The following is a 12538-nucleotide window of genomic DNA, read 5'->3' as shown; positions in this document are numbered from 1 at the left end:
CCTCCGGATCATGCCGGCCCCGGTCGCGCCGGGGCGTCGTCGGGCCGCCCGGTCACTCCTTGTCGTACGTCAGGCTCTCCTCGCCGGTCGCCTTGGCCCGCTTCAGCCGGCCGTCCGGCAACAGGCTGACCTCGGTGGCCTCGCCCGGGGCGCAGGAGGACGCGGGTTCCCCGGAGGTGACGGTGGACGGCCCGATCGCCAGCGGACCGTCGCCGGCGGGCCGTGCGGCCAGCTCCGCCTCGAAGACGCAGTGGTACGACCCGCCGCCCTCGGCCGGCCCCTCCGCGACCAGCGTCAGCACGGTGTCGCCCACCTCGCCCTGCCGGATGGTCAGTTCGCGGGTGTTGGTCCCGCTCGCGTTGCCGATGACCGTCCGCCAGGTGCCCAGATAGGCGTCCGGGACGGCCCCGGCGGCCGAGGGCGAGGCGGAGTCCTTCGAGGCGGTCGGTCCGGGCGAGGTGACCGGGGGCGCGGAGCGGCCGGTGGGCGCCGGGCCGGCCGTGCCGCCGTCCTTGTCCTCGCCGCCGTTCTTCATCAGCGCGTACACCGAGCCGCCCGCGCCCAGCGCCACGACCAGCGCGATCACCAGGAGCAGCGCGGTGGACCGGCCGCTGCGGCGCTCCTCCGCCGGCCCGCCGGCGTCCTGCGGACCGTACGGCGCGGTGGCGCCGGGTCCGCCGGCATAGGGCTGGTACAGCGGCTGCCCCGTGCCCCAAGGCCCGGCGCCGGGCTGCTGTGGGTAGCCGTAGGCGGGGGGCTGGTGCCCGGGGTGCGGGGCGCCATAGGGCGCGGGGGGAGCGGTCCCGAACCCGGGCGGCACCGGAGGTCTGGCGGGCGGCGGGGCCTGGCCGGGCGCGACGCCGGGCGGATGGTCGCCCCCGCCGGGCCGGCCGTCCGACACGGCGGCATGCTCGGGCGACGACTCGACACCGCCCGGCACACTCCCCGGCCCCGCACCGGCACCGGCGACCGGGACCGGCCAGTCACCGGGACCGCCCGCGCGGGGCACCGGCCAGCCGTCGGCACCGGGCGCCTCCCACCCGCCGCCGAGGCCGCCCGCGCCGGCCGGGGGCACCGGCTGACCACCGGAGCCGTCCCCGCGCGGCGGAGGCACCGGCCAGTCATCGACACCACCCGCCTCGGCCGGCGACACCTTGCCACCGCCGACGCCGCCGGCACCCGCCGAGGGGACCGCCGTACTGCCGACGCCACCCGGGTGACCACCGAAGCCGTCCACGCGGGGCGAAGGCACCGGCCAGCCATCGGAACCACCCGCACCAGCCGGTGAGACCACCCCGCCACCGACGCCCGGCTGACCACCGGCGCCCTCCACGCGCGGCAGAGGCACCGGCCAGCCCTCGGAACCCCCCGCACCCGCCGACGAGGCCGCCGTACCGTCGCCGACACCCGGGTGGCCGCCCGAGCCGTCCGCGCGCGGCGGCAGCGGCCGGTCGTCGGGCCCGTCGGTTCCGGGTGCGGGGCCGCCCTCCCGCTCCGGGTCCTCCACCTCCAGCAGCCGTACCGCGTGCCGGCCGAGCTGGGCGACCAGGGAGGCCGGCAGCCAGGGGTCCCGCGAGCGCCCGCCGGCCACGGTGTCCTCCGCGCCGGTCCGCTCCAGGACCGTGTCCAGCGACGGCCGCTGCGCCGGGTCCTTGCGCAGGCAGTCCCGGACCAGATCGGCGATGCCCTCCGGCACCCCCGTCAGGTCCGGCTCCTCCTGGGCGATGCGGAACATCAGCGCGTGGACCCCGCTGTCGGCGGTCCCGAAGGGCAGCGCGCCGGTCGCCGCGTAGGCCAGCACGGAGCCCAGGCAGAACACGTCGCACGCGGGCGTAATCCGGTCCCCGCGCACCTGCTCGGGCGCCATGAACCCGGGCGACCCGACGAGCGCCCCGGTCCGGGTGAGCCCCGCCCCGTCCGCGGTCTCCGACTCCAGCGCCCGCGCGATCCCGAAGTCGATCACGCGCGGCCCGTCGATGGTGACCAGCACGTTCGACGGCTTCAGGTCCCGGTGCACGATCCCGGCCGCGTGGATGTCCTTGAGCGCGTACGCGAGCCCCGCCGCCATGATCCGCACCGACCGCTCGGGCAGCGCCCCGTGGTCGTGCCCGACGACCTGCTGGAGGCTCGGCCCGGCCACGTACCCGGTCGCCACCCACGGCACGGCCGCCTCGGTGTCCGCGTCCAGCACCGGCGCCGTCCAGTACCCGCCGACCCGCCGGGCGGCCACCACCTCCTGCCGGAACCGGGCCCGGAACTCCTCCCGCGCGGCCAGTTCCTCCCGGACGACCTTGACGGCGACCGTCCGGCCCCGGTCGGACCGGGCCAGGTACACCTGGCCCATGCCGCCCGCGCCGAGCCGCGCCAGCAGCCGGTAGCTCCCCAGCCGCCCCCGGCCGCCGGCCGGGGGCTCCCCGAGCGGATCACCCGCTCCCAGCTTCTCCATCCCCGTGCCCGCCTTCCCCCCATAGGTCTGCGACGACCGAGAATAGTGGCCGGGCGGGACGGCGGACCGGGCCGTCGACAACCTGTCGCGGAATCGCCGCGTCCACGGAACAAGACGCCGATGTCGTTTCCGCATCGCGGACATCTACCCTCACCGGCATGACCCCTCAGCCCAGCCCCGAAGCCGGTGCCGCAGTCAAGGCCGCGGACCGTGCGCACGTCTTCCACTCCTGGTCCGCGCAGGACCTCATCGACCCGCTCGCCGTGGCCGGCGCCGAGGGGTCGTACTTCTGGGACTACGACGGCACGCGGTACCTGGACTTCACCAGCGGGCTCGTCTTCACCAACATCGGCTACCAGCACCCCCGGGTCGTCGCCGCGATCCAGGAGCAGGCCGCGCGGCTGACCACGTTCGCGCCGGCCTTCGCGATCGAGGCGCGCTCGGAGGCGGCCCGGCTGATCGCCGAGCGGACCCCCGGCGACCTGGACAAGATCTTCTTCACCAACGGCGGCGCGGACGCCGTCGAGCACGCGGTGCGCATGGCCCGGCTGCACACGGGCCGGCCGAAGGTGCTCTCGGCGTACCGCTCGTACCACGGCGGCACCCAGCAGGCCGTCAACATCACCGGTGACCCGCGCCGCTGGGCGTCCGACGGCGGCACCGCCGGTGTCGTCCGGTTCTGGGCGCCGTTCCTCTACCGCTCCCGCTTCCACGCCGAGACCGAGGAGCAGGAGTGCGCCCGGGCGCTGGAGCACCTGGAGACGACGATCGAGTTCGAGGGCCCGGGGACGATCGCCGCGATCATCCTGGAGACCGTGCCGGGCACCGCCGGGATCATGGTCCCGCCGCCCGGCTACCTGGCCGGTGTGCGCGCGCTGTGCGACAAGTACGGCATCGTCTTCGTGCTGGACGAGGTGATGGCCGGGTTCGGCCGCACCGGCGAGTGGTTCGCGGCGGACCTGTTCGGCGTCGTACCGGACCTGATGACCTTCGCCAAGGGCGTGAACTCCGGTTACGTGCCGCTGGGCGGCGTGGCCGTGTCCGGGCGGATCGCGGAGACCTTCGGCAAGCGCCCCTACCCGGGCGGTCTCACCTACTCCGGCCACCCGCTGGCCTGCGCCGCCGCCGTCGCCACGATCAACGTGATGGCCGAGGAGGGCGTGGTGGAGAACGCCCGGCGGCTGGGCGAGAGCGTCGTCGGACCTGGTCTCGCCGAGCTGGCCGCGCGGCACCCGAGCGTCGGCGAGGTGCGCGGCACCGGCATGTTCTGGGCGCTGGAGCTGGTGCGGGACCGGGAGACCCGCGAGCCGCTGGTGCCGTACAACGCCTCCGGGGAGGCGAACGCGCCGATGGCCGCGTTCACGGCGGCCGCCAAGCGGCACGGCCTGTGGCCGTTCGTGAACATGAACCGCACCCATGTCGTCCCGCCGTGCAACGCGACCGAGGCCGAGCTGAAGGAGGGCCTGGCCGCGCTCGACGCCGCGCTGAGCGTGGCGGACGAGCACACGGTGTGACCGTCGGCAGTCGAAAAGAGACGAACCACCGACGAACCACGACTGCCTTCGAACCGATTCGAACGCGTAAGGTGACGTGCTCGTAAGCAATGGAGACTCGTGTGATCACGAGTCGAACAAGTACGTAACCGGACGTGTGAGGAGAGGCACGGACCATGCCCGGCCACGGCACCGTGACGCGCAGCACCCTGCGCCAGCAGATCGCGGACGCGCTCCGTGACGAGGTGCTCGCGGGCCGGCTGCGCCCGGGCCGGGCGTTCACCGTGAAGGAGATCGCCGACCAGTACGGCGTCTCCGCCACTCCTGTCCGCGAGGCGCTGGTCGACCTGTCCGCGCAGGGCATCCTGGAGGCCGACCAGCACCGCGGCTTCCGCGTGCCCGACTACTCGGTCACCGACTACCGGAACATGATCGAGGCGCGCAGCCTGGTCACCGACGGCATGTTCCAGGCCCTCACCGCCGGCCACCCCGCCTTCCACTCCCCGCCCGGCGACCCGCGCACGGCCGCGGCCCTGACCACCGTGCGCCGCCGCGGCGAGGAGGCCCAGCGGGCCGCCGCGGCCGGTGACCTGACCATCCTCATCGGCTACGACCTGCGGTTCTGGCGCGAGCTGAGCGCCCTGTTCGGCAACCCCTACCTCGGCGACTTCCTGCACCGGCTGCGCGTGCAGTCCTGGGTCTGCGCCGTGCAGCACCTGCTGCGCCTGCCCGACCTGCGCGGCCGGCTGTGGGCCGGGCACACCGAGCTGGTCGACGCGCTGGCCCGCCGCGAGGCCGAGACCGCGCGGTCGGTGGTGGCCGCCTCCAACGCGCACTCGCTGGCACTGCTGGAACACCTGACCAACGGGTAGATGACCGATACGGCCCCCACGGTCCGTACGAGGGGCGCCTTTGCTGGGCCGTACGGACTACCCTTCCCTGAACCTGCTGCCGTGCGTGACCGCGCGCCCGCCGATGCGAGGAGCTCTCTTTGGCCTGTGATCTGTGGCTGGTACCGCTCGTGGACGTGTTGTGCCACACCCCGGACAACCCCTTCGCCGAGGAACTCGCGCAGTACGACAAGGCCCTGGCCGAGGCCGGCCTGCCCCCGGTGCCGGTGTACCAGTACATGCCGGGCCTGTCCGGCGACGTCGCCCCGGTCGCCGGTTTCGACTACGACGCCCTGCACTTCCTGCGCCGGGCCTACCTGCTCCAGGTCTGCGGCCTGCCGGTGACCCCGGTGGACGAACTGGGCGGGGACTACGAGCAGTTGCTGGAGATGTTCGAGTCGACCGCCCAGCAGTCGCACCTCGTCTGGCACTACGACCACGCGGGCGCGTACGTCCCCGTGGACTTCCCGCACCCGCTGTCGAACGACGAACTCCTCGCGGGCGGCGGCCCGCTGGGCTCCGCGCACGCCCTGCTGCGGGAACTGCAGTACGTGGCGCCGTCGATCGGCATCGACGCGGCCAACCCCCCGGCGGCACCCGCCCCGCCGGCGGCCCCCACGGAACTGGAGGAACCGGCCGTCCCCGCCCCGTACGACCCCAGTCCCTTCGCCCGCGAACGCCACGTCTGGCTGGGTCTGCACGCGGCGGCGACCCGCTCCCTGGCCCAGGGCTCGATGATCGTGTTCAGCTAGGCCGGCCGGGCCGGCAGACGCCGGCGCCCGCCGGCCCGCCCGGAGGCGGGACCGGCGGGCGCCGGCACCAGGGACCGCGCGGTGCCTACAGGAACGAGTTGATCTCGATCGTCTCGTTCCGGCCCGGACCCACGCCGATCGCGGAGATCGGGGCGCCGGACATCTCCTCCAGCGCCTTGACGTAGTTCTGGGCGTTCTTCGGCAGGTCGGCGAACGTCTTCGCCTTGCTGATGTCCTCGCTCCAGCCCGGCAGGGTCTCGTAGACCGGCTTGGCGTGGTGGAAGTCGGTCTGCGAGTACGGCAGTTCCTCGACGCGCCTGCCGTCGATCTCGTAGGCCACGCAGACCGGGATCTCCTCCCAGCCGGTGAGGACGTCCAGCTTGGTGAGGAAGAAGTCGGTCAGGCCGTTGACGCGGGTGGCGTAGCGGGCGATGACCGCGTCGAACCAGCCGCAGCGGCGGTCCCGGCCGGTGGTGACGCCCCGCTCGCCGCCGATGCGCCGCAGTGCCTCGCCGTCCTCGTCGAACAGCTCGGTCGGGAACGGGCCGGCGCCGACACGGGTCGTGTACGCCTTGAGGATGCCGATGACCCGGCTGATCTTCGTCGGGCCCACACCGGCGCCGGTGCAGGCACCGCCCGCGGTGGGGTTGGAGGAGGTGACGAAGGGATAAGTGCCGTGGTCGATGTCCAGCAGGGTGCCCTGGCCGCCCTCGAACAGGACGACCTTGTCGTCCTCCAGCGCCTGGTTCAGGACCAGCACCGTGTCGGCGACGTACGGCCTGATCTGCTCGGCGTAGCCCAGCAGCTCCTCGACCACCTGGTCCGCGGCGATCGCGCGCCGGTTGTACAGCTTGGTGAGGATCTGGTTCTTGACGTCGAGGGCCGCCTCCACCTTCTGCTGGAGGATCGACTCGTCGTACAGGTCCTGGACCCGGATGCCCACGCGGTTGATCTTGTCCGCGTAGGTCGGGCCGATGCCGCGGCCGGTCGTGCCGATCTTGCGCTTGCCGAGGAAGCGTTCCGTCACCTTGTCGACGGTCACGTTGTACGGCGTGATGACGTGCGCGTTACCACTGATCAGGAGCTTGGACGTGTCGACGCCACGCTCGTTCAGACCGCTCAGCTCGGAGAGCAGGACCGACGGGTCGACGACGACACCGTTGCCGATGACCGGCGTACAGCCGGGCGACAGGATTCCGGAAGGGAGGAGGTGGAGTGCGTACTTCTGGTCGCCCACGACGACCGTGTGACCGGCGTTGTTGCCGCCTTGGTAACGCACCACGTAATCGACGGAACCACCGAGCAGGTCCGTCGCCTTTCCCTTGCCTTCGTCACCCCACTGAGCACCGAGCAGCACAAGTGCGGGCACGCGCGTACACCCCTTCCGGGCGGGGCATGTCCAAGGTCGGGGGCGTGGGCGTAAGGTTCACCGCCGCGTACCACCGCGACCGTCGTTGGTCGCACAACCGTCGGACCGGATGCCCCGGAATAGACGAAGCCCCTGGCGCAATAGCGCAAGGGGCTCTTGCACAAAGATGCTACCCGAGGAAGCGAGGCAGGACCGAGGTGGCGACTTCCGCGACGTCCGATCAGCTGCTGGTGATCATCGATTCGGCGGCACGGCAGACGGACGGGGAGTCCGTACGGATCGCGAAAGACGTGCTCAGCGCGGGTGCGGCGGCCAAACTGTGTCTGCCGGAGGGGCCGGAGGAGTTCGCCCGGGCACTGGGCCGGAGGGGTGCACGGCGGCCGGTCGTGATCGGGGACGGCCGGGCCCTGGCGCGGGCGGTCGCCGTACTGCACCGGCGGCGGGAGCTGGCCGGGTGCCCGCTGTCGGTGGTGCCGGTCGGGGACACCGCCCTCGCCGAGTCGCTCGGCGTGCCCGGTGGCGCGGTCGCGGCGGCGCGGGCGGTCCTGGACGGTGTCGAACGGCGGCTCGACCTGCTGGTCGACGACAGCGACGGCGTGGTGCTGGGCACGCTCGGCATCCCGCCGGCGCCGGTGCGCGAGACCGCCGCCGAGCCGGTGCCGGCAGTCCCGGGCCGGCCCTGGTACCGCTCCCTGGTGCGCACCCTGGCCCCGCGGCCCGTGCGGCCCGCCACCGGTCCGGCCCGGCTCCGGGTGGAGGTGGACGGCGCGACGGTGATCGACCTGGACCAGCCGGTGCAGGCGGTGTCGGTGACGCCGGGCGCGGACGGGGTGGCCGCGGTGGAGGTGCGACCGCTGTCGGTGGGCGCGGAGGCGACGCCGCTGCTGGCCACCGGCCGCACGGTGACGGTCACCGGGGCGGACTTCCGCTACCGGGCGGACGCGTCGGTGACCGGGCCGGTGCGCCGGCGGACCTGGCGGGTGGCCGAGGGCGCCTGGGGGCTCGTCCTGCCCGCCGACCGGTGACGGCGCCCCCGGCGGCCCCGCGGCGGTGACGCCCGCGCCGGTGCGGGTGCCCGTCCGGGCCGCCCGCCCGGGGCCGGGGTCAGCCCACCGCCACGCTCAGTCCGCGCAGTCCCCGCATCACGAAGTTCGGCCTGCGCTCCGGTTCCGCCGTCAGGGTGAGCGCGGGCGCCTGCTCCAGCAGGGCCGTCAGCGAGGCCGCGAGTTCCATCCGGGCCAGCGGGGCGCCGATGCAGTAGTGGATGCCCGCGCTGAACGACAGGTGCGGGTTGTCCGCGCGGGCGAGGTCCAGGCGGCCGGGGTCGGCGAAGACGGCCGGGTCGTGGTTGGCGGAGCCGAACAGCATGGCGATCTCGGAGCCCCGCGGGATCGTCGTGCCGTCGATCTCGATGTCGTCCAGCACCCAGCGTTCGAAGAGCTGGAGCGGGGTGTCGTAGCGCAGCAGCTCCTCCACCGCGGACGGCACCAGCCGGTGGTCGGCGCGCAGCGCGGCGAGCTGGCCGGGGTGGCGGAACAGGGCGTACCAGCCGTTCACCGTGGCGTTGACCGTCGCCTCGTGGCCCGCGTTGAGCAGCAGCACCGCCGTGGAGATCATCTCCTGCTCGGTGAGGCGCTCGCCCTCGTCGTGGGCCGCGATCAGGCCGGAGATCAGGTCCTCGCCGGGCTCCCGGCGGCGGGCCGCGATCAGCTCGCGGAGGCAGTCGGAGAACTCCCGCGACGCCCGGACCGCCCTCGCCGCTGTCTCCTCGGACGGATTCAGCTCGTACATCCCGCAGATGTCCGCCGACCACGGCCGCAGCCGGGCCCGGTCCGCCCCGGGGATGCCGAGCATCTCGGCGATCACCGCCACCGGCAGCGGCTCCGCCACGTCCGTCAGCAGGTCACCGCCGCCCGCGCGGACCAGGGCCGCCACCAGGTCCCGGGCCAGCTCGTGGACGTAGGGCCGCAGCCGCTCCACCGTGCGCGGGGTGAACGCCTTCGCCACCAGGCGCCGGATCCGGGTGTGGTCCGGCGGCTCCAGGTCGAGCATCCCGTGGTCGTTCAGGGTGTGGAACGGCTCGTGCTCCGGCGGGGGCGGGGTGCGGCCGAACTCCTCGTGCGTGAACCGGTGCCGGTAGGTGCGGCCGAGCCGGCGGTCCCGCAGCAGCGCCGAGACGTCCGCGTGGTGCGGGACGAGCCACTGGTCGGTCGGCTCGTACCGGATCACCCGGCCGCGGGCCCGCAGCTCGGCGTAGGCCGGACGGGGATCGGCGAGGAACGCCGGGTCCCACGGGTCGAAGGCGAGGTCCGCAGCAGCCATGCACGGACGCTAGCCGGGCTCACCCGGGTGTGACCAGCCTCGCCTCGTACGCGAACACCGCCGCCTGGGTGCGGTCGCGCAGGCCGAGTTTGACCAGCACGCGGCTCACATGGGTCTTTATCGTCGACTCCGCCACCACCAGCCGGGCGGCGATCTCCGCGTTCGACAGACCCCGGGCGATCAGCACCAGCACCTCCGTCTCGCGTTCCGTCAGCTCCCCGTACGCCGTCCGCGCCGCCGGTGTCAGCCGCGGGCTGTCCGCCAGCCGGGAGAACTCGGTGATCAGCCGCCGGGTGACCGAGGGAGCCAGCAGCGCCTCGCCGGCCGCCACCACCCGCACCCCGTCCGCCAGCCGGCGGGCCGAGGCGTCCTTGAGCAGGAACCCGGAGGCGCCCGCGCGCAGCGCCTGGTACACGTACTCGTCCAGGTCGAACGTGGTCAGCACCAGCACCTTGGCCGACGCGTCCGCGGCGACGATCTCCCGGGTCGCCTCGATGCCGTTCAGCTCCGGCATGCGGATGTCCATCAGCACCACGTCCGGAGCCAGCTCCCGGACCCGCTCGACCGCCTCCCGGCCGTTGACGGCCTCGCCCACGACCTCGATGTCCGGCATCGCGTTCAGCAGGACCGAGAAGCCCTCCCGGACCATCATCTGGTCGTCGGCGACCAGCACCCGGATCGTCATGCCCCGTCCCCGGCCGCCGGGACCGCGGCCGGCACCGGCAGGAACACCGTCACCTCGTAGCCGCCCGCGGCCGTGGCCTGTGCCGTCATCTCGCCGTCCAGCATGGAGACCCGCTCGCGCATGCCCGTGATGCCGTGCCCGGCGCCGGGGGACGCCTTGGACAGGTGCGGAGCCGGTGGCGGGCCGTTGACCACGCGCAGTCCCAGACCGCCGAGGACATAGCCGATCTCGACCCGGGCGCTCGCCCCGGGCGCGTGCCGCAGGGTGTTGCTGAGCGCCTCCTGCACGATCCGGTACGCCGACAGCTCCACGCCCTGCGGCAGCTCCCGCACCGCACCGGTCACCGCCTTCTCCGCCGCCACGCCGGCCTCCCGGACGTTGGCGAGCAGGCCGTCCAGATCGGCCAGGGTGGGCTGCGGGGTGTCCGGGGCCTCGTAGTCCTCGGCGCGGACCACTCCGAGGACGCGGCGCAGCTCGGTCAGGGCCGCCACCGCGTTCTCCCGGATGGTGACGAACGCCTGCTCCAGCTCCGGCGGCGGGTCCTGCACCCGGTACGGCGCGGCCTCCGCCTGGATCGCGACGACCGACATGTGGTGGGCGACCACGTCGTGCAGCTCGCGGGCTATCGTGGTGCGCTCCTCCAGCAGCGTGCGGCGCGAGCGCTCGTGCTCGGTCACCGTCTGCTGGGCGGTCACCTCCTGCCGGGCCTGCCGGCGGATGTGCCGCACGGCGACGGCCAGCAGGAGCAGCGCGGACAGGAGGATCATCTGGGCCGCGTCGACCTGGTAGTGGTTCGCGCCCAGGACGGACACGCTCCACAGGCCGTAGACCGCGGACAGCAGCCACATCCAGGCCGCGGCGCGCGGCCGGGTGCGCAGCGCCACGACCGTGAGCACCACGACGTGGGCGAGGAAGCTCCCGGGCAGCCACGGCCAGCTGTCCCAGCTGTCGCCGGCCGCCGCGGTGACCGCGGTCGCCGCCAGCGACAGCCAGAACGCGCCGACCGGACGGACCAGGGTCAGCAGCACCGGGGCCAGCGCGAGGAACCCGTACAGCAGCCGCGGCACCTGGCCTTCGCGGAACGCGGCCGCGTTGGCGAACATCGCGGCCACGCCGGCGCCGGCCACCAGCAGGTGCGGGGTCCAGGCCGCGTACCACCGCGCGCGGGCGGACAGGTGGCGGGCGAGCGGGCCGTCGACGGCCGCGCGGGGCAGCGGGCGGTAGGCGAAGGCCCCCTGGAACAGGTCCTGCCGCAGTCCGCGCAGGGCGTCGGCGACCAGCCGGAGCTCCGGACTGCGGGGCCGTCCGGCCGCCCTCGGCGGTGTGGTCTGCGTATGCGTCGTCTCGGTCACGGGAAGACGGTAGGCGCGGGCCGGGGGCCCGGTCGTCCCCTTGGAGAGGGGTCTTCGGGCGTCCTCCTCAGGTACTACGGGCTGTCACCAGGCCGGTCAGGCACTGCGGGCTGTCACCAGGCCCGTCAGGCACTACGGGCTGTCACCAGGCCAGTTGGGCGATCTCCTCGGCCACCACCGCGCAGGCGTCCGCCGCCGGGTCGATCAGCGGGAAGTGGCCCACGTCCTCCAGCAGCGTCAGCCCCACCACCTCCCCCGCCCTCGCCGCCGCCTCCGCGTACGACTCGGCCACCGGATGCGGCACCACCAGGTCGGCCCGGCCCTGGACCAGGGTCGTGGCGATACCGGTCGGCAGCAGCAGCGCCGGGTCCGCATAGGCCCGGCGCCCGGTGAACGCCTCGCGCCCGCCCAGCAGTTGCCGGGACGCGTGCGCGCACACCGCCAGCTTCTCCGCCACCTCCAGATCCGCGATGGGCGCGAGCGCGACCACCCCGCGCAGCGGCGCCGGGCCGGCGGTCCGCCAGGGGGCGTCCGCGGGCAGCACGTGCCGGGCCGCCGCCCACAGCGCGAGGTGGCCGCCCGCCGAGTGGCCGGTCAGCACCGTGCGGCGGGCGTCCGCCTGCGGCAGCGCCCGGCGGACCAGCGCGGGCAGGGCGTCCAGGGCCGCCGCCACGTCGTCGAAGGTGTCGGGCCAGCGCCCGGCGGGCGGCACGTCGTCCGCCTCCGACCCGGTGGGCTGCGCCGGGATCAGCGGCGTGCCTCCGCGCCGGTACTCGACGTTGGCCACCGCGAACCCCCGGCGGGCCAGGTAGTCCGCGAAGGGGGTGACGTGGCGGCGGTCGTGGCGGGCGCGCCAGGCCCCGCCGTGCAGGACGACGACCAGCGGGGCGGGGTACGCGGGAGCGGCGGTGCCCGGGCCGGAGCGGGGGGCGTAGAAGTCGATCACCTGGTCGGGGTGGTCGCCGTACGCGGCGGTGGCGTCCGGACCGACCGGCGCGTGCGAGAAGGCCGACTCCTCCTCGGCGGCGGCGCGGGCTGCTGCGGCGTCGTCCGGCATGCTCCAACCTCTCAGCGACGATGGGGTCCCTCCCGGGCTCGGGCCGCTGCGGGAAGGGACGGCGGACCGGGTGCGGGCCCGGCCGTTGGCGGGGACGGTACCAGGCCGGTGACATGCGGGGACACCGGAATGTCACGCACGGTGACGGGAGGGGCGGGCACGGGCGCGCCCT

10 protein-coding genes are annotated in these 12538 nt (G+C 74.3%); 4 read left to right on the top strand and 6 right to left on the bottom strand.

Features of this window, described 5'->3' with window-relative positions:
• Positions 1-52 precede the first annotated feature (52 nt).
• Positions 53-2446 (bottom strand): serine/threonine-protein kinase, encoded by a 2394-nt coding sequence (locus ACZ4SV_RS17275; protein ID WP_468005163.1) that lies wholly within the window; start codon positions 2444-2446, stop codon positions 53-55.
• A gap of 158 nt (positions 2447-2604) precedes the next feature.
• Between ACZ4SV_RS17275 and ACZ4SV_RS17270 the strand changes: the two genes are divergently transcribed.
• The 3 genes from ACZ4SV_RS17270 to ACZ4SV_RS17260 all read left to right on the top strand — a co-directional run bounded on the left by ACZ4SV_RS17270 (position 2605) and on the right by ACZ4SV_RS17260 (position 5581).
• The gene (locus tag ACZ4SV_RS17270) at positions 2605-3960 is read left to right on the top strand and encodes an aminotransferase class III-fold pyridoxal phosphate-dependent enzyme (RefSeq protein WP_468005161.1); all 1356 of its coding nucleotides are present in this window, start codon (positions 2605-2607) and stop codon (positions 3958-3960) included.
• Between the two features lie 155 nt (positions 3961-4115).
• Positions 4116-4811, top strand: coding sequence for a GntR family transcriptional regulator (locus tag ACZ4SV_RS17265; RefSeq protein WP_365876980.1), 696 nt, complete (start codon positions 4116-4118; stop codon positions 4809-4811).
• Between the two features lie 119 nt (positions 4812-4930).
• Positions 4931-5581, top strand: coding sequence for a hypothetical protein (locus tag ACZ4SV_RS17260; protein WP_365941453.1), 651 nt, complete (start codon positions 4931-4933; stop codon positions 5579-5581).
• An 85-nt stretch (positions 5582-5666) separates the two neighbouring features.
• Here ACZ4SV_RS17260 and ACZ4SV_RS17255 read toward each other — a convergent pair whose 3' ends face one another.
• A complete protein-coding gene (locus tag ACZ4SV_RS17255) occupies positions 5667-6950 on the bottom strand; it encodes an adenylosuccinate synthase (protein WP_365883834.1) in 1284 nt (427 codons plus the stop codon).
• Between the two features lie 197 nt (positions 6951-7147).
• On the opposite strand from ACZ4SV_RS17255, the gene ACZ4SV_RS17250 reads away from it, so the two are divergent.
• Positions 7148-7975, top strand: coding sequence for a diacylglycerol kinase (locus ACZ4SV_RS17250; protein WP_365883833.1), 828 nt, complete (start codon positions 7148-7150; stop codon positions 7973-7975).
• A gap of 79 nt (positions 7976-8054) precedes the next feature.
• Here the strand turns inward: ACZ4SV_RS17250 and ACZ4SV_RS17245 are convergent, their stop codons facing one another.
• The 4 genes from ACZ4SV_RS17245 to ACZ4SV_RS17230 all read right to left on the bottom strand — a co-directional run bounded on the left by ACZ4SV_RS17245 (position 8055) and on the right by ACZ4SV_RS17230 (position 12366).
• A complete protein-coding gene (locus tag ACZ4SV_RS17245) occupies positions 8055-9272 on the bottom strand; it encodes a cytochrome P450 (protein WP_468005158.1) in 1218 nt (405 codons plus the stop codon).
• A 19-nt stretch (positions 9273-9291) separates the two neighbouring features.
• On the bottom strand, positions 9292-9957 hold the full coding sequence (locus tag ACZ4SV_RS17240; RefSeq protein ID WP_397936276.1) for a response regulator: 666 nt from the start codon (positions 9955-9957) through the stop codon (positions 9292-9294).
• Complete coding sequence (locus ACZ4SV_RS17235; RefSeq protein WP_468005156.1) at positions 9954-11309, bottom strand: sensor histidine kinase; 1356 nt, start codon at positions 11307-11309, stop codon at positions 9954-9956. The genes ACZ4SV_RS17240 and ACZ4SV_RS17235 overlap by 4 nt, the downstream gene beginning before the upstream one ends.
• Positions 11310-11451: 142 nt before the next feature.
• Complete coding sequence (locus ACZ4SV_RS17230; RefSeq protein ID WP_468005154.1) at positions 11452-12366, bottom strand: alpha/beta hydrolase family protein; 915 nt, start codon at positions 12364-12366, stop codon at positions 11452-11454.
• Positions 12367-12538: the final 172 nt, after the last annotated feature.

It is taken from the genome of Streptomyces sp. NPDC027672 (assembly GCF_055566335.1).
The sequence above is the reverse complement of the archived record's forward strand: the minus strand, read 5'-3'. Positions and strand labels throughout refer to the sequence as shown.

Excerpts from the sequence above, each read along its gene's own strand:
- ACZ4SV_RS17270 (WP_468005161.1), top strand. The coding sequence starts at position 2,605 with ATGACCCCTCAGCCCAGCCCCGAAGCCGGTGCCGCAGTCAAGGCCGCG.
- ACZ4SV_RS17230 (WP_468005154.1), bottom strand. The coding sequence starts at position 12,366 with ATGCCGGACGACGCCGCAGCAGCCCGCGCCGCCGCCGAGGAGGAGTCG.
- ACZ4SV_RS17275 (WP_468005163.1), bottom strand. The coding sequence starts at position 2,446 with ATGGAGAAGCTGGGAGCGGGTGATCCGCTCGGGGAGCCCCCGGCCGGC.
- ACZ4SV_RS17240 (WP_397936276.1), bottom strand. The coding sequence starts at position 9,957 with ATGACGATCCGGGTGCTGGTCGCCGACGACCAGATGATGGTCCGGGAG.
- ACZ4SV_RS17245 (WP_468005158.1), bottom strand. The coding sequence starts at position 9,272 with ATGGCTGCTGCGGACCTCGCCTTCGACCCGTGGGACCCGGCGTTCCTC.
- ACZ4SV_RS17265 (WP_365876980.1), top strand. The coding sequence starts at position 4,116 with ATGCCCGGCCACGGCACCGTGACGCGCAGCACCCTGCGCCAGCAGATC.